Source organism: Jejubacter calystegiae (assembly GCF_005671395.1).
Classification (GTDB): Bacteria; Pseudomonadota; Gammaproteobacteria; order Enterobacterales; family Enterobacteriaceae; genus Jejubacter; species Jejubacter calystegiae.
In genome coordinates this window covers 3,931,216-3,947,812 of the sequence record NZ_CP040428.1, presented here as the reverse complement: position 1 = coordinate 3,947,812, position 16,597 = coordinate 3,931,216, and the positions used below count along the sequence as shown (strand labels likewise).

Below are 16,597 nucleotides of genomic sequence, written 5' to 3'. Positions count from 1 at the left end.
TGCTCTCCTTGTACGTTATAGCGTCCGGCGAATATAGCACCGTGCGTTATAGCGTACAAGGCGCTATACTGCGCGGCGAATAAGTAAGGAGAATCTGATGGATATGGCCTCTCACCTGGCCGCCACGCTGCGCCAGTTACGTCAGGCTCGCGGCTGGAGTCTGAGCCTGACCGCTGAAAATACCGGGGTATCGAAAGCGATGCTGGGGCAGATCGAGCGCGGCGAATCCAGCCCGACGGTGGCGACCCTGTGGAAGATCGCTACCGGCTTTCAGGTGCCGTTTTCCGCCTTTATTGAGCCTCAGCCGATTGCCGGACAGCCCGGTTATGATGCCGGTGACAGCGCCATGGTGGTGGTACCGCTGTTTCCCTGGGACGAGCAACTGCGTTTCGATCTGTTTGCCATTACCCTGGCGCCGGGCGCTGTCAGCCACTCCACGCCTCACGAGCAGGGTGTGGTAGAGCATGTGGTGGTGATTGAAGGGGCGCTGGCGCTACAGACCGATGGCGGCTGGCGAACCCTGACGGCCGGGCAGGGAGCGCGCTTCGCCGGCGATAGTCCCCACAGCTATCGCAACGACACGCAGCGCGCCTGCCTGTTTCATTCGCTGATCCATTATCCGTAACGGGCAACGCCGGGTGACGCTCGTTGCGACGGGCGTTACCGGATAAATGGCTTTAACCTGGGGGAGGGGACCGCTTCTAATCCACTCCTCACCTCCTGTTTCTATGTCCCTGCAGTCTGTACTGCATAAACTGTTTGGATTCCGGTCGCCTGTGACTACAATAGCCGCCATTTTCCCGATAACGGATCTGCGCCATGCGCCTGCAACCTAATCAACTTGAACTGCTCAGCCCGGCCCGCGATACGGGCATTGCCCGTGAAGCCATCGTGCACGGCGCCGATGCCGTCTATATCGGCGGTCCCGGATTTGGCGCCCGCCATAACGCGGGCAACAGCCTGCGTGATATCGCAGAGCTGGTGCCTTTCGCCCACGGCTATGGCGCGAAGGTGTTCGTTACCCTGAATACCATACTGCACGATAATGAACTGGAACCGGCACGTCTGCTGATTCACTCGCTGTGGAACGCCGGGGTGGATGCGCTGATTATTCAGGATATGGGGATTCTGGAACTGGATATTCCGCCCATCGATCTTCACGCCAGCACCCAGTGCGATATCCGCTCGCCGGAGAAAGCGAAGTTCCTTTCTGAAGTGGGTTTTTCCCAACTGGTACTGGCCAGGGAGCTTAGCCTGCCGCAGATTCAGGCGGTGCATCAGCAGGTGGATGCTACCCTGGAATACTTCATTCACGGCGCCCTGTGCGTGGCCTATTCCGGCCAGTGCTATATCTCCCATGCCCAGACCGGGCGTAGCGCCAACCGCGGTGACTGCTCCCAGGCCTGTCGCCTGCCTTACACCCTGAAAGACGATCGGGGGCGGGTGGTAGCCTATGAAAAACACCTGCTGTCGATGAAAGACAATAATCAGAGCGATAACCTGTCTCAGCTTATCGATGCTGGCGTGCGTTCTTTCAAGATTGAAGGGCGCTACAAGGATATGAGCTATGTGAAGAACATCACGGCATACTATCGCCAGCAGTTGGATGCCATTCTGGAAGAGCGCGGCGATCTGGCCCGGGCTTCCCATGGTCGCAGTCAGCACTTTTTTGCGCCGTCGCCGGATAAAACCTTCCATCGCGGCAGCACCGACTACTTCGCCAACGGCCGTAAAGGGGATATCGGCGCCTTCGATACCCCGACCTTTGTCGGGCTGCCGGTGGGCGAACTGGTCAGGGTGGGGCCGGAGTGGCTGGAAGTGGAAGGCGATGCGCCGCTCACTAACGGCGACGGACTGAACGTGCAGGTGAAACGCGAAGTGGTGGGCTTCCAGATTAACAAGGTGCAGCAGACTGGGCCTGGCCGCTATCGGGTCTGGCCCAATGCACTGCCGGAAGCTTTGCGTAAACTGCGTCTGCCGCAGCCCATCAATCGTAACCTCGATCATCAGTGGCAGCAGGCGCTGCTTAAGCCATCCGCCGAACGGCGGATCGCGGTGGATCTGACCCTGAGCGGCGATGCCGGAACCCTGACGCTCACCGCTCGCTGCGAGGCCGGGGCCTCGGTGAGCCATAGCCTGACGGGCGAGTTCGCCCCGGCGAAAGATCCGGCGCGCGCTTATGAAAGCCTGCGTTCCGGGTTAAGCAAGCTGGGCCAGACCTGCTATCGCGCCCGGGAAGTGACGATGTTACAGGGAGAGCTGCCGTTTGTGCCTAACGGCCTGTTGAATCAGCTGCGGCGTGAAACTCTGGAGCAACTGACTGAAGCACGGCTTGCTGCATATCAGCGCGCCACTCGTAAACCGGCGGCTGAGCCTGCGCCGACCTTCCCGGAACAGCAGCTTAGCTTCCTGGCCAACGTCTATAACGCCAGCGCCCGCCAGTTCTATCAGCGCCACGGCGTGGCATTGATCGATGCCGCCTACGAGGCTCACGAAGAGAAAGGCGAAGTGCCGGTGATGATCACCAAACACTGCCTGCGCTACGCCTTTAATCTGTGCCCGAAGCAGGCCAAAGGAGTGAAGGGGATTCGCGCCACGCCGATGCAACTGGTGCATCAGGACGAGGTCCTGCGGCTGGAATTTAACTGTAAGCCCTGCGAGATGCACGTTATTGGCAAGATCAAAAACCACATTCTGAAGATGCCGCTACCGGGCAGTGTGGTGGGCTCGATCTCGCCGGAAGAACTGCTGAAAACCCTGCCCGGCAAGCGCTGAGCGGGCAGGGGAGAAGTATTAGTGCTCCACTGAGGAAAACAGGTTAATCACCAGTACGCCGGCGATAATCAGCCCCATGCCGAGGATCGCCGGCCAATCCAGCTTCTGGCCCAGAAACAGCCAGCCGATCAGACCAATCAGCACAATGCCAGCCCCTGACCAGATGGCGTAGATAACGCCAGTGGGCAGAGTGCGCATGGTGAAGGTCAGGCAGTAAAAGGCCAGTCCGTAGAACACCACCGTCGCTACGCTCGGCGCCAGCCGGGTAAAGCTGTCTGACAGTTTCAGGGCCGTGGTGGCGATCACTTCGCAGATAATGGCGATGGTTAACAGTGTCCAGGTCATTTCACGCGCTCCGCAAGCTCTAACAAACGTTCGACAATCCAGCGCCGCTGTTCCGGCGCCTGAGTGTGGTAGCCGCACAGGGCGGCGAACCACATCCCGTCCGCCGCCAGCCGACACAGCAGACGCTGGCGGCTTATCGCCTCATCGCCGGGATCCTGCGGCAGCTGATTGATAAATTCCGCCCACTGGTCGCGCAGGTAGGGATCCGCCATCATGGCCGCCATCAGCGCCCGGTTCATCTCCTGTTCATGGTCAGGCATCAGGCGGGCGCAGGCGCGAATGTAAGCCCGGGTGGCGCGACCTTGCGCCTGTGGCTCGCGGGCCATTTCCTGGTCTATCTCCGCTCGCATCTGGTCCTGCAGGGTTTCAAATACCCCGTCTATCAGCGCCTGGCGGGTGGCGAAATGGTGCTGAAGGCCGCCTTTGCTGATGCCGCTCTCTTTCACCACTTTATCCAGGGTCAGGGCGGGTAACCCTCGGGTGGCGATAATCTGCGCTGCGCTGTCCAGCAGTTGCTGGCGCAGCGCAGCGGGGTCTTTCGGGCGATGATGGGCTTTGCTCATAAATTACAATCCGTCTGGATGGATTGTTTTATTTTGCCTGAGCGGAGGTGGGGTGACAAGCTTCGGGAAGTGCAAAAAATGCCGTGCTGTGCGGTATCGGTCCCGGCGGAGCCGATACGTTAGTTTAGCTTTTCAGTCCGGCCGCGCTCATTAACAGACGCAGCGCCAGGCTCACAACGCCCAGCGCCATGACGCTGGCGCCCCAGATAGCGACCAGCCACAGCAGGCGCTTCCATAGAGGATTATTCATCAGTGGTACCCCTCGCCGTGACGCACTTTGCCGCGGAAAACCAGATAACTCCATGCGGTGTAGCCCAGAATCACAGGGATAATCAGTAGCGCGCCGACCAGCATAAATCCCTGACTGGCGGCAGGGGCCGCCGCCTGCCACAGCGTGACGGCAGGGGGAATAATATAGGGCCAGATACTGATACCCAGACCGCTGAACCCCAGAAATATTAGCCCCAGCGTGAAGACGAAGGATAGATGATGGCTCCGGGTATTGGCCGAATAGCGCCAGAGCAGCGCGCTGAACAGCAGTACCAGCGCCGGAACGGGCATAAGAAACCAGAGGTTGGGCAGGGAGAACCAGCGTTCGGCAATCGCCGGATGTTTCAGCGGCGTCCACAGGCTGATGATGGCGATAACTCCCAACAGCGCCAGCAGCAGCGGTCGGGCATAGCGCCGCATATCGTCCTGTAACGGGCCTTCGCTCTTCATAATCAGCCAGCTGGCGCCCAGCAGTGACCAGGCAACGGTCAGACCGACGCCACAGAACAGATTAAACGGGGTGATCCAGTCCAGCGACGATCCGGCAAAGGCACGATCCGCTACCGGAAAGCCTTCAATGACGGCGCCGACCACTACGCCCTGGAAAAAGGTCGCCGTCAGAGAGCCGACCAGGAAAGCGCGATCCCAGAACGGGCGGTGTCCCGGGGTGGCCTTAAAGCGAAATTCAAACGCTACGCCGCGGAAGATAAGCCCGAGCAGCATCAGAGTAAGAGGCAGGGTCAGGGCGTCGACAATCACCGCATAGGCCAGTGGGAAGGCGCCAAACAGCCCGGCGCCCCCCAGCACCAGCCAGGTTTCATTGCCGTCCCAGACCGGGGCCACGCTATTGACCATCACATCCCGATCGTCGGGATCGCGCACCACCGTAAACAGGATGCCGATACCTAAATCGAAGCCGTCCATCACGATATACATCAGGGTGGCGAAGATAATAATGACAAACCAGATAAGCGAAAGATCGATTCCCATTAGTTCGTCTCCTGTGAAATAGCGGAAAGCGGGCGGGCGGGTGTGCCGTTCGCTGGCACGACGTCATCGTCCTTCGGCCCTTTGCCGATCAGGCGTACCATATAGGCGTACCCCAGGCCGAATACTGCGGCGTAGACTGCGATAAAGCACAACAGACTGATACTCATTTGCAGTGTTCCATGGGCGGAAACCGCATCCCGGGTACGCTGTAATCCATAGATAATCCACGGCTGGCGACCTACCTCGGTGGTCACCCAGCCAGCCAGGATGGCGACCAGGCCGGAAGGCCCCATCACTAGCGCAAAGCGTAAAAATGCCCGGTTGGTATAGAGGCGGTTGCGGCCTCTTAACCAGAGGGCGATAACGGCCAGTGCGATCATCAGCATGCCCAGCCCCACCATCAGGCGAAATGACCAGAAAACAATGGTGGCATTGGGGCGATCTTCCGGCGGGAAACTTTTCAGCGCAGGCACCTGCTTATCCAGACTGTGAGTCAGGATCAGGCTGCCCAGAGCTGGAATACCCAGTGCAAAGCGGGTTTTTTCCGCTTCCATATCCGGCCAGCCTGCCAGTAGCAACGGCGTGGGTTGGCCCGGAGGGTTTTCCCAGTGTCCTTCGATGGCGGCGATTTTGGCGGGTTGATGCTCCAGGGTATTGAGTCCGTGCATATCGCCAATCAGCGCCTGAACCGGCGCTACGATAAGCGTCATCCACAGCGCCATCGAGAACATGGCGCGTACCGCAGGCGTGCTGTTGCCGCGCAGCAGATGCCAGGCCGCTGAAGCGCCAACGAACAAGGCGCTGCTCAGGAAGGCGGCCACGGTCATATGCAGTAGTCGGTACGGGAATGACGGATTAAAGATCACCGCCAGCCAGTCGACTGGCACTACCTGACCGTTATGGATCTCAAAGCCCTGAGGCGTATGCATCCAGCTACTGGAAGCGAGGATCCAGAAGGTGGAAAACAGAGTGCCCAGCGCCACCATACAGGTAGCGAAGAAATGCAGCCCTGGCCCCACCCGGTTCCAGCCGAACAGCATCACGCCCAGAAAACCCGCCTCAAGGAAGAAAGCGGTCAAAACCTCATAGGTGAGCAACGGGCCGGTAATACTGCCTGCAAACTGGGAAAAACCGCTCCAGTTGGTCCCAAACTGGTAGGCCATTACCAGCCCGGAAACCACGCCCATACCAAAGTTAATGGCGAAAATTTTTGACCAGAATTGATAAAGTGAACGCCAGACTGGATTGCGTTTTTTAAGCCATAGTCCTTCCAGCACGGCAAGGTAGCTGGCCAGACCAATGGTGATAGCCGGAAAAATAATGTGAAAAGAGACCGTAAAGGCAAACTGTATACGCGCCAGGTGGAAGGCGTCTAAACCCAACATGACGTAACCTCGTAGCGGAAAGGGGTAGCGTCATGGTACTCAGGCCGTGAAGGTCAGGGCAGAAACAGAAATGCAGTTTTTAACCATAACAGTTAATAAAAATGGATAGTGAATTAATAACTGATATGAATCCGGTAAAAAATAAAACAAAAACGTTACGGAAACAGAAAAAATACCGCCCCGAGTGGGGCGGAACTGGGTTAGTTCAATTTCGGGTAGGCTCGTGACGACAGGTTGCCGTAGGAAGCGCTGCCCCAGCCCCCATCGTAGATGAGTTCGACCTTGTCCGGCGTATCGATGCGTGAGCGGGCGATAAAGCGTTTCGCCTGTCCGTTGCTGCGAATACCGCCCGCCAGATAGACCTGACCTTTAGTGTCGAACGCCAGCCCAAAGTAGGAGCACTGTTCACCAGCGCCAGCGACTGAAGCAAACTGACACAGGTATTTGGCCTGCCAGTCGGTGGTGTGGGTGTCGTCGACCCGCCACAGCCGTCCGGAACTGTCGAGCAGATAGCATCGATCGTCGGCGTCAAAGGCGATATCAATAACCTTCGTGTCATTGGTGAAAACGTTTACGGCGTTACCCGCCGCGTTGCGGACCTGTACGGTAGAATATTTGGTTTCCGGGTGCTTAAAGGTATAGATCTTTCCGCCTTCGCGGGCAGAGAGGAAATATCCCTGGTCATCCTTGCGAAAGGCAAATGCGTCTTTAGAATCTCCGCCTGATAGTCCACGCAGATACTGAAATTTTTCTCCCTCTTTTTGACGATATATCTGATTACCTTTCCAGCCAAAATAGTGGGTGCCATCGGAGGTGGTGGCATTACTCCATCCGGAACCGTGCTGATTGTCGATGCTCTTTTTAGCCAGATCGCCGCTATCGCCGTTATGCTGGTAGATATCACCGTTATCGCCTTTGTTGCCGGTGAAGGCATTGTCGTAATAGGTGATAGCATAAATACTGTCCAGCTCGGTATAGGGCGTCTCTTTTTCGGGGTCGGGAGCCGGTTTAACGACAGGTGCTTCTTTTTCGGGTTCGGGTGCCGGCTTTACAGCGGGCGTCTCTTTTTCGGGCTTCGGCTCAATGGCGGATTCTTCTTCCACCGGCGGCGGAGTGGGCACCGGCTTATGCTGCTGACATTTGCAGGGACGGCGCGCTGGCGCAGGAGGCGTTTGCGGCTCGTGACAGTGACAGCCGCCATTGGGTCCGCAGGCTTCCACCAGACCTTTCAACACATCCGCCAGGGTATTGACGGCACGGATAATCTCAGACGCCTGGGAACAGATATCGGAAGCGCTGCCGCTATTACCGCCAGGCTCTGCATCGCCGTTGGGTGAGCCGGTATCGGGCTTATCGGCGGTTTCCGGGGGCGTTTTGGCGTCATCCGGAGCTTTATCGGTGGGCGATTCTGCTTCCTCCTCCAGACTTTCTTCCTGGGGGATCTGACTGGTGCAGATGGCATCGGTCAGAATGCTGATAAATCCGTTGATGCCTTTAGTGAAGGTATAGCTTTCACCGCCGGTTTCTTGCGCCAGTCGTTGATATTCCGCAATCATCGCTTTTTCATCGGCTTTGGAAGCATAGGGTATTTCCGGTGGGGTGGTGCCAAGATAGCTGAAGACTTTAGTGTCGTTATCGAGTGCGGTTTTAATGGTATCGTTGAGCGCTTTGCGTGATTTATCGGTGACTTTTAAACCACCGGCCAGTGGACCTTCATCGGTTAGAATAAACACGTTTTTCTGGGCGCCGGGGCGCCAGGGGGCATAATGAATAACGTCTTCAATGGCATAAGCTGAATCTTCCTGAGCACCAGAGCTGGGTAATGATCCTTTTTTGCGGCTTTTAAACTTCGCCCCCGCTGCGCCGTTTTCCACCAGATATTCATGGACTGTTTTATCGAATACCGTATCCGGGAAAGTACCTTCAATACCCAGAAAAACCACATTCAGGTCAGACGGACAGGTCTGGCGAGCTTGCTTCAGCGCTGTGGAGAGTGCGGTGCTCAGAGTTTTAGCCTCGTCTTCCATAGACTGGCTGGTATCAATAACAATATATAAATCACTGCTGATTAAATTCGTTGTTTTACTCATTGTTACCTCTTCAGAAATGAAGGCAGTCATGTATGGAGTATTTATTCTGGTCGACGGATGGAATAATTCCATTAATGTCCAGGAATCATATTTTTTTAAGAATAATAGCAATAAAAGCCTTGTTTATATTGGTGATATAGCGACATGGAAAATATTACGTCACGTTATGCTATGTCTAAAAAACAGGCAGCTCAGGATGTCTGGTAACATAACAATTTTTTTCATTAGTCCATTTTATTCAAACTGATATAAAATCAGCACAAAACGGGAAAAACCACGAAGACGGTAAAGTTACTGCTTTGTTATACTCCTGCTACCTAGCATAAATCACCAGAGAAACCGTAATGAGCCCCCGGGATCAAGAGAGTATCGACCAGCAGATTCGTTTATCACGCACCAGCGTGGCGAAAGTGGTGTTTCCCACCACCATCAACCATCACTCCACGCTGTTCGGCGGCACGGCGCTGTCGTGGATGGACGAGGTGTCGTTCGTTACCGCTACCCGCTTTTGCCGTAAGCGCCTGGTCACCGTCTCTACCGAAAAAATCAATTTTCAGAATCCGATTCCCTCAGGTTCAATTATCGAAATGGTGGGGGAAGTGACCCGGGTCGGCAACAGCAGTCTGACCGTCACGGTTACCGTCTGGCTGGAGGATATGTATGCCGAAGGGCGCGAACAGGTGATCAACGGCCAGTTTAACTTTGTCGCCATCGATGATGACGGCAAACCGACGCCGCTGTTCAGCTAATACCGGAACCCCGCCCGTGAAGAAATATCAGCGCCTGGCGCGGCAGATCCTGGAGCAAATCGAGCAGGGAGTCTGGCACCCCGGCGACCGTCTGCCATCCCTGCGCGAGCAGGTGACCCACAGCGGCATGAGTTTTATGACCGTCAGCCACGCCTATCAGCTGCTGGAAAGTCAGGGCGCCGTTGTGGCGCGTCCCCAATCGGGCTACTACGTAGCGCCGCGTCCGGTGTCCGAACCAGCAGTGCGGCGGCAGGTCAGGGCCGGGGCGGTGGATATCAACACCTATATTTTCGACGTCCTGCAGGCCAGCCGGGATCCCTCGGTGGTGCCGTTCGGCTCGGCGTTTCCCGACCCCAGGCTGTTTCCGCTCCAGCAGCTCAACCGCTCGCTGGCAAGGGTCAGCCGCAATGCCACCTCGGTCAGCATCACGGATAACCTGCCGCCGGGCAATGAAGCGCTACGCCATGCCATCGCCCGGCGCTATGCAGCACAGGGCATGACCATCCCGCCGGATGAGATAGTCATTACCGCCGGGGCGCTGGAGGCGCTGAACCTCAGCCTACAGGCCATTACCGAGCCGGGAGACTGGGTGATTGTTGAAAGCCCGTGTTTTTATGGCGCCCTCCAGGCGCTGGAACGTCTGAAACTACGGGCGCTGGCGGTGCCGGGTGACGTGCGGGAAGGCATCGATCTCGATGCCCTGGAAGAGGCGCTGAACCGCTGGCCGGTTAAGGCCTGCTGGTTAATGACCAGTGCTCAGAATCCGCTGGGCTACACCCTGAGCCGCGAGAAAAAGCAGCGCCTGATGGCGCTGATAAAGCGTTACGGTGTCACGTTTATTGAGGACGACGTCTACAGCGAACTTTACGCGGGGCGAGAAAAACCGCTACCGGCCCGGGCCTGGGATGACGGCACCTCGGTGCTGCACTGCTCCTCTTTTTCCAAATGTCTGGTGGCGGGATTCCGTATCGGCTGGGTGGCGGCGGGGGCCTTTGCCCGGCGCATTCAGCAGTTGCAGATGATGAGCACGCTGTCCACCAGTTCTCCGATGCAGCTGGCGCTGGTGGATTACCTGGCCACCCAGCGTTATGACAGTCATCTGCGGCGTCTGCGCCGTACCCTGGCGGAACGCAAGCAGCAGGCGCTGCACGCCCTGTACCGCCATCTTCCCGACCCGGTGCGTGTTCACGCCAGCGACGGCGGCTACTTCCTTTGGGTTGAGCTGCCCCGTGAGATGGACGCCAGCGAACTGAGCGAAGCGGCGCTGCACCAGGCCATCAGCATTGCTCCCGGTAAGATGTTCAGCGCCGACAGCGCCTGGCATCACGGCTTTCGTTTCAATGCCTCCTGGGCGTGGGGCGAACGGGAAGAGCAGGCGGCGGCGCGGCTGGGCCAGCTTATTCGTGACAGGCTTTTACCATGAATTATCAGACCGAACGCCTGATTCTGCGCCCCTGGGATGACGACGACGCCCCGGCCTTTGCCCGACTGAATGCCGACCCGCAGGTGATGCGCTATTTTCCGGCTCCGCTTAGCCGTGAGCAAAGCGATGCCATGCTATGCACCCTGCGCGAGCGCATGACCTCTAACGGTTTTGGTATGTGGGCGGTGGAAGAGCGCCGCAGCGGTGATTTTATCGGCATGGTGGGGTTAAACCGCCCGGTCATCGCGATGCCGTTCGGCGAGGTGGTGGAGATTGGCTGGCGGCTGGTCCGGGCATACCAGGGGCGCGGCTACGCTTACGAGGCGGCGCATCGGGCGCTGGATATCGGGTTTCACGACTATGGTCTGACGGAGATTGTCGCCTTTACCGCGCTGGCCAATCTGGATTCGCAGCGGTTGATGGCCCGGCTGGGCATGGCGCGCGATATCGCTTTCGATCACCCGTCATTGCCGGAAGGCGACTGGCTGCGGCGCCATATCCTCTACCGTCTGCGCCGTTAAATTCGCATGGCAAGATCGGTGGCGGCGCGGCGTAGCGTGGGCAGCACCTCGTTACGCAGTCTGTCCACCGACATTCTGGAGGCGTGCACGCCCACATTCATGGCCGCCACCACCTGTCCACCTGCCGCCAGCAGCGGTACGGCAATAGAGCGCAGGCCCATCTCCAGTTGCTGGTCGTTAATGGCATAACCCTGACGCCGAACCCGGTCCAGCTCTTCCCGCAGTTGGGGCAGCGACGCCAGAGTGTGGGAGGTAAAGGGCACCCGCTTTGCACGCGCCAGTATCTCTTCCAGCTCCTGCTCCGGCAGCGCACTCAGCAGCACCCTGCCCATCGATGTCGCCCAGGCGGGCAGGCGGCTGCCGCGTCCGATATCCATGCTGATAATGTTATCCACCGCCGCCCGGGCGATATAGAGCACGTTGTCGCCGTCCAGAGTGGCGGCGGAGCAGGACTCATTAAGCCTGTCACGCAGACTGTCCAGCGTGCACTGGGCGGCCCGTGCCAGCGGCGTTCCCGCCAGATAAGCGTGGCCCACTGCCAGCACCCGTGGCAACAGCTCATAGTGTCGGCCATCGGGGCTGTGCACCATGCCCAGGGTCGCCAGGGTATACAGGCAGCGGCGCACGGCGGCCCGTGAAATGTGGGTTTTCTGACTGAGCTGGGAGATGGTTAACCGCTGGCGCTGGGGGGTAAAGGCGTTCAGCACCTCCAGCCCGCGGGCCAGTGATAGCATAAAGTTGGGATCGCGTCGGGCTGCGATGCACTCTTCGCCCTGAAGCGGGGTCAGTGCCTGGTTATCCGTTTTTTTTCCGGCCATGTTCTCTTCTCTCCGGCGGCGGACAAGGGGATCCGAAGATCCACTATATCCACGCCGCCGGTGGGGTGGAGGAAAGCTGTTTAATATTCCACAACGATCACATTAATAACTTTAATTTAACAAACGTGTCGATAATCGCACAACTTTTCGATTACCGCCGTTGACGCTCTGATACACCGCACCCTATTGTCATTACACATTCCCCGATTTTGATGCGGTTTTCTGCGTAGTCGGGAGGTAACGTATTGACAATAAATACAATAATGGAGCTATCAGGCGGAAGATTATGAGCGCAACCATCGAACACCTCGAAAGCTGGCTGGTGGATCTCCCCACCATTCGCCCGCACAAACTGTCAATGACCACCATGGGCTGTCAGACCCTGGTGATTCTGCGCATCGTCCGTTCCGACGGCATCAGCGGCCTGGGCGAAGCGACCACTATTGGTGGTCTGAGCTACGGGGTGGAAAGCCCGGAAGGCATTAAATCGGCGCTGGATAACTACTTGGCGCCGCTGCTTGTCGGCCAACCCGCCGACGATATCAACCCGCTGCTGGCGCGGCTGGAAAAGGCGGTGAAGGGCAACACCTTCGCCAAATCGGCAGTGGAAACCGCGCTGCTGGATGCCAGAGGCAAGGCGTTGGGGCTGCCGGTCAGCGCGCTGCTGGGCGGGGCGCTCAGTACATCGTTACCGGTACTGTGGACCCTGGCGAGCGGCGACACCGCCCGGGATATCGCCGAAGGAGAGCAGTTGCTGGAAAGCGGTCGCCACAACGCTTTCAAACTGAAAATTGGCGCCCGGGAACTGGCGACCGACCTGGCGCATACCCGCGCCATTGTTGAAGCGCTGGGCTGCCGCGCCAGCATTCGGGTGGACGTAAACCAGGCCTGGGATGCCAGCACCGCCGCACGGGGCTGTGCCGAACTGGCCGCCATGGGCGTTGACCTTATCGAACAGCCGGTAGCGGCCCACGATCGCGATGCGCTGGTGCGCCTGAGCCACCACTGCGGCACCGCTATTCTTGCCGATGAAGCGGTGGCCAGCCCTCAGGACGGTTTCGATATCGCCCGACGCGGTTTTAGCGGCGCCTGTGCCTTAAAAATCGCCAAATCAGGCGGTCCCGCCAGCGTACTGAAGCTGGCGAACGTCGCTCAGGCTGCGGGTATTGGGCTGTATGGCGGCACCATGCTGGAAGGCACCATCGGCACCGTGGCTTCGCTGCACGCCTGGTCGACCCTGCCGTTAGCCTGGGGCACCGAGATGTTCGGCCCGCTGCTGCTGAAGGACGATATCGTGGTTCGCCCGCTCGACTTCGCGAACGGCCAGGTGGCGCTGCCCCAGGGGCCGGGGCTGGGCGTGGAACTGGATGAAGATAAACTGCGCCGCTACAGTCGCGCATCACAATAACAGGAGAACCAGCATGCTATTTATGGTTGAGATGGCGGTCAATCTGCCGCCGGATATGCCTGCCGAACGGGCCGAACAGATTAAGGCGACGGAAAAGGCGTATTCCCAGCAGTTGCAGCGCGAAGGCAAATGGCGCCATATCTGGCGTGTGGCCGGGCTGTACGCCAACGTCAGTATTTTCGACGTGAAAGACGCTCAGGAGCTGCATGATATTTTAATGGAATTACCGCTGTATCCCTGGATGGAGATTTCGGTGACCGCGCTGTGTCGTCATCCGTCATCCATTCGGTCTGATGATAAATAATTAAAATGCTCTGCGCGCCAGTCATGGCGCTAACCCTACAGTTAAAATAACAGAGAGTCCGATTATGAAGAGCAATTTCGCCAGTAACCCTGAAGTAGTCGAGTTATTAAGAGAAAGCGCCGGATTAAATGGCAGTGACGGCGATGAACGTTTTAAAGCCATTATTCATCAGTTGCTGGAAAATATCTGCACGTTGATTGATGACTATAATATTACGCCGGAAGAGTTCTGGCATGCCATTAATTATCTGCACGACCTGGGCGGCAGTAAAGAAGCCGCGCTGCTGGCGGCGGGACTGGGGCTGGAGCACTACCTGGATCTGCGCCAGGACGCTATCGAAGCCGCTGAAAACCGTGAAACCGGCACGCCCCGCACCATTGAAGGGCCGCTATATGTGGCCGGCGCGCCGCTGGCCGACAGCCACGACCGCATGGACGACGGCAGCGACGACGGTAAAGTCATGTGGCTGCACGGCGAAGTGAAAGGCACCGACGGTAAGCCGCTGGCTAACGCCATTGTCGATATCTGGCACGCCAACACCCTGGGCAACTATTCGTTCTTCGATGCCAGCCAGAGCGATTACAATCTGCGCCGCCGCATCCGCACCGGCAGCGATGGCCGCTACAGCGTGCGCAGCATCGTGCCTTCCGGTTACGGCTGTCCGCCCCAGGGGCCAACCCAGCAACTGCTGGACCGCCTGGGCCGCCACGGCAACCGTCCGGCCCATATCCACTTCTTCGTTTCGGCGCCGGATCACCGTCATCTGACCAGCCAGATCAATCTGAATGGCGATGAGTATCTGTGGGACGACTTCGCCTTTGCCACCCGTGACGGCCTGGTGGCGGATCCGGTGGCGGTCACCGACCCATCGCTTATCGCCAGTCGCGGCCTGAACGGTCCCCATACCGAAATTCGCTTCGACTTTACGCTAACCCGGGCCCAGAATGCCCAGGAACAGCAGCGTATTATTCGCGCCCGCGCCAAAGAGTAATTCTATTCCCGGTGCCGGCACTGCCCGGCACCTTCAATAAAATAACAAGACTCTTATCCTGGATTGATTATCGGGAGATCCTGCTATGCAACAAAAACTTGCCAGATTAAAACAAAAAATCAGCGATGCGCTGATTGTTGACCGCCAGAATGATATTTACCGCTGTCAGCGTAATATATTTACCGACGAAGAACTGTTTGAGCTGGAAATGAAACATATCTTTGAAGGCAACTGGGTATTTCTGGCTCATGAAAGTCAAATTAGCCAACCCGGCGATTATTTTACCCTGACCCTGGGGCGCCAGCCGGTGATTATTACCCGTGACAAACAGGGCGAACTGCATGCCCTGATTAATAGCTGCGCTCACCGCGGCGCCATGCTGTGCCGCCGCAAGTCGGGCAATAAGGGCTCATTTACCTGCCCGTTCCACGGCTGGACCTTCAGCAATAACGGTAAATTATTAAAGGCCAAAGATGAAAAGAGCGGCGGCTATCCGCCGGGCTTTAAACAGGATGGATCTCACGACCTCAAGGCGCTGCCGCGTTTTGAAAACTATCGCGGTTTCCTGTTTGGCAGCCTGAGCGACGACGTGATAGCGCTGGAAGAGTATCTGGGAGAAACCCGTAAGGTAATCGATCTGATCGTCGATCCGGCCCCCGAAGGGCTGGAGGTGCTACAGGGCTCATCCAGCTACATCTATGAAGGCAACTGGAAACTGGGGGCGGAAAACGGCGCCGACGGCTATCACGTCAGCGTAGTGCACTGGAACTATGCCTCTACCATGTCGCGCCGCAACTACGAGGCGGAAGGCACCCGGGCGGTAGATGCCAACGGCTGGTCGAAAAGCCTGGGGGGCGGCTACGGGTTTGAAAACGGCCATATGCTGCTGTGGACCCGGGCGCTAAACCCCGATGTGCGCCCCATCTGGGAACAGCGCGAGCGTCTGGCGGCGGAATTTGGTGAAGTCCGCGCCGACCTGATGGTCAATGAAACTCGCAATCTGTGCCTGTATCCCAATGTCTATCTGATGGATCAGTTCTCTACCCAGATTCGCGTGGTGCGCCCGCTTTCGGTGGACCGCACCGAAGTCACCATCTGGTGCTTCGGGCCGAAAGGGGAGCCGGCGGAAACCCGCGCCACCCGCATTCGTCAGTATGAGGATTTCTTTAACGTCAGCGGTATGGGCACGCCGGACGATCTGGAAGAGTTCCGGGCCTGCCAGAACGGCTATCACGGACAACTGCTGCCCTGGAGCGATCTGAGCCGCGGCGCGGTGCACTGGGTAGATGGCCCGGACGAACACGCCACCGCTTCGGGCTACACTCCGACCCTGAGCGGCATCAAGCCTGAGGACGAGGCGCTGTATATCTCACACCATCACCACTGGCAAACCACCATGCTGGCGGCGCTGGATAAAGAACAACAGCGCTATGACGCCACCATTACCCAGCGCGTGGAGGTGGCATCATGACGCTCAGTGACATTCGCCAGTTCCTCTATTTTGAAGCCAGCCTGCTGGATGACCGCCAGTGGGATGAATGGATAAGCTGCTACAGCCCGCACGTTGTCTACTGGATGCCAGCCTGGGGCGATGACGATCGGCTCACGACAGATCCTCACAGTCAGATCTCGCTCATCTACTACCCGAATCGCGAAGGGCTGGAAGACCGGGTGTATCGCATTAAGACCGAGCGTTCCGGCGCCAGCACCCCGGAGCCGCGCACCACCCATATGATTAGCAATGTGGCGATCCTGGCCGATAACGGCGCCAGCGTGGATGTGCGCTACAACTGGGCCACCTACAGCCACCGCTATAAAGAGACGGATGTCTACTTCGGCACCACCTTCTGCACCCTGGAACAGGGCGAGGGCGGACGCCCGTGGATCACCCGTAAAACCATTCAGCTTAACAATGACTACATCCGCCAGGTCATTGATATCTACCATGTGTAAGCGAGGTGAACC

Annotated in this window: 17 protein-coding genes; 10 read left to right on the top strand and 7 right to left on the bottom strand. The window is 57.8% G+C overall.

The window, feature by feature from the left end; translation table 11 throughout:
• Nucleotides 1–97: 97 nt before the first annotated feature.
• Nucleotides 98–625 carry a helix-turn-helix domain-containing protein gene (locus tag FEM41_RS18200; protein WP_138097599.1) on the top strand — a complete coding sequence of 176 codons (528 nt, stop codon included), beginning with the start codon at nucleotides 98–100 and terminating at the stop codon, nucleotides 623–625.
• A 194-nt stretch (nucleotides 626–819) separates the two neighbouring features.
• The gene (locus tag FEM41_RS18195) at nucleotides 820–2,775 is read left to right on the top strand and encodes a peptidase U32 family protein (protein ID WP_138097598.1); all 1,956 of its coding nucleotides are present in this window, start codon (nucleotides 820–822) and stop codon (nucleotides 2,773–2,775) included.
• An 18-nt stretch (nucleotides 2,776–2,793) separates the two neighbouring features.
• On the opposite strand, the gene FEM41_RS18190 is transcribed toward FEM41_RS18195, so the two are convergent.
• The 6 genes from FEM41_RS18190 to FEM41_RS18165 form a co-directional block, all read right to left on the bottom strand.
• On the bottom strand, nucleotides 2,794–3,120 hold the full coding sequence (locus FEM41_RS18190; RefSeq protein ID WP_138097597.1) for a DMT family transporter: 327 nt from the start codon (nucleotides 3,118–3,120) through the stop codon (nucleotides 2,794–2,796).
• The gene (locus FEM41_RS18185) at nucleotides 3,117–3,683 is read right to left on the bottom strand and encodes a TetR/AcrR family transcriptional regulator (RefSeq protein WP_138097596.1); all 567 of its coding nucleotides are present in this window, start codon (nucleotides 3,681–3,683) and stop codon (nucleotides 3,117–3,119) included. The genes FEM41_RS18190 and FEM41_RS18185 overlap by 4 nt, the downstream gene beginning before the upstream one ends.
• Nucleotides 3,684–3,807: 124 nt before the next feature.
• A complete protein-coding gene (locus FEM41_RS18180; RefSeq protein ID WP_138097595.1) occupies nucleotides 3,808–3,933 on the bottom strand; it encodes a DUF2474 domain-containing protein in 126 nt (41 codons plus the stop codon).
• The gene (gene cydB, locus FEM41_RS18175; RefSeq protein WP_138097594.1) at nucleotides 3,933–4,943 is read right to left on the bottom strand and encodes a cytochrome d ubiquinol oxidase subunit II; all 1,011 of its coding nucleotides are present in this window, start codon (nucleotides 4,941–4,943) and stop codon (nucleotides 3,933–3,935) included. Before cydB ends, FEM41_RS18180 begins: the two co-directional genes overlap by 1 nt.
• Nucleotides 4,943–6,328: a cytochrome ubiquinol oxidase subunit I gene (locus FEM41_RS18170; protein WP_138097593.1), complete on the bottom strand. Its 1,386-nt coding sequence runs from the start codon at nucleotides 6,326–6,328 to the stop codon at nucleotides 4,943–4,945. The genes cydB and FEM41_RS18170 overlap by 1 nt, the downstream gene beginning before the upstream one ends.
• Nucleotides 6,329–6,528: 200 nt before the next feature.
• Complete coding sequence (locus tag FEM41_RS18165) at nucleotides 6,529–8,418, bottom strand: vWA domain-containing protein (protein ID WP_138097592.1); 1,890 nt, start codon at nucleotides 8,416–8,418, stop codon at nucleotides 6,529–6,531.
• A gap of 344 nt (nucleotides 8,419–8,762) precedes the next feature.
• Between FEM41_RS18165 and FEM41_RS18160 the strand changes: the two genes are divergently transcribed.
• The 3 genes from FEM41_RS18160 to FEM41_RS18150 are packed head-to-tail and all read left to right on the top strand — an operon-like array spanning nucleotide 8,763 to nucleotide 11,111.
• Complete coding sequence (locus FEM41_RS18160; RefSeq protein WP_138097591.1) at nucleotides 8,763–9,167, top strand: acyl-CoA thioesterase; 405 nt, start codon at nucleotides 8,763–8,765, stop codon at nucleotides 9,165–9,167.
• A gap of 16 nt (nucleotides 9,168–9,183) precedes the next feature.
• Complete coding sequence (locus FEM41_RS18155; protein WP_138097590.1) at nucleotides 9,184–10,590, top strand: aminotransferase-like domain-containing protein; 1,407 nt, start codon at nucleotides 9,184–9,186, stop codon at nucleotides 10,588–10,590.
• On the top strand, nucleotides 10,587–11,111 hold the full coding sequence (locus tag FEM41_RS18150; protein ID WP_138097589.1) for a GNAT family N-acetyltransferase: 525 nt from the start codon (nucleotides 10,587–10,589) through the stop codon (nucleotides 11,109–11,111). Before FEM41_RS18155 ends, FEM41_RS18150 begins: the two co-directional genes overlap by 4 nt.
• Here FEM41_RS18150 and FEM41_RS18145 read toward each other — a convergent pair.
• Nucleotides 11,108–11,845 carry an IclR family transcriptional regulator domain-containing protein gene (locus tag FEM41_RS18145; RefSeq protein WP_241666654.1) on the bottom strand — a complete coding sequence of 246 codons (738 nt, stop codon included), beginning with the start codon at nucleotides 11,843–11,845 and terminating at the stop codon, nucleotides 11,108–11,110. The two genes, FEM41_RS18150 and FEM41_RS18145, sit on opposite strands and share 4 nt — an antisense overlap.
• Before the next feature lie 370 nt (nucleotides 11,846–12,215).
• Here FEM41_RS18145 and FEM41_RS18140 point away from each other — a divergent pair, with 370 nt between their 5' ends.
• The 5 genes from FEM41_RS18140 (at nucleotide 12,216) to benB (ending at nucleotide 16,585) form a co-directional block, all read left to right on the top strand.
• Entirely contained in the window at nucleotides 12,216–13,337 is a 1,122-nt protein-coding gene (locus FEM41_RS18140) for a muconate cycloisomerase family protein (protein ID WP_138097587.1), read from the top strand.
• 13 nt (nucleotides 13,338–13,350) lie between these two features.
• Nucleotides 13,351–13,641 (top strand): muconolactone Delta-isomerase, encoded by a 291-nt coding sequence (gene catC / locus FEM41_RS18135; protein WP_138097586.1) that lies wholly within the window; start codon nucleotides 13,351–13,353, stop codon nucleotides 13,639–13,641.
• A gap of 64 nt (nucleotides 13,642–13,705) precedes the next feature.
• Nucleotides 13,706–14,632 carry a catechol 1,2-dioxygenase gene (gene catA, locus FEM41_RS18130; protein WP_138097585.1) on the top strand — a complete coding sequence of 309 codons (927 nt, stop codon included), beginning with the start codon at nucleotides 13,706–13,708 and terminating at the stop codon, nucleotides 14,630–14,632.
• A gap of 85 nt (nucleotides 14,633–14,717) precedes the next feature.
• Complete coding sequence (locus FEM41_RS18125) at nucleotides 14,718–16,103, top strand: Rieske 2Fe-2S domain-containing protein (RefSeq protein ID WP_138097584.1); 1,386 nt, start codon at nucleotides 14,718–14,720, stop codon at nucleotides 16,101–16,103.
• A complete protein-coding gene (gene benB, locus FEM41_RS18120; protein ID WP_421804477.1) occupies nucleotides 16,100–16,585 on the top strand; it encodes a benzoate 1,2-dioxygenase small subunit in 486 nt (161 codons plus the stop codon). Before FEM41_RS18125 ends, benB begins: the two co-directional genes overlap by 4 nt.
• Nucleotides 16,586–16,597: the final 12 nt, after the last annotated feature.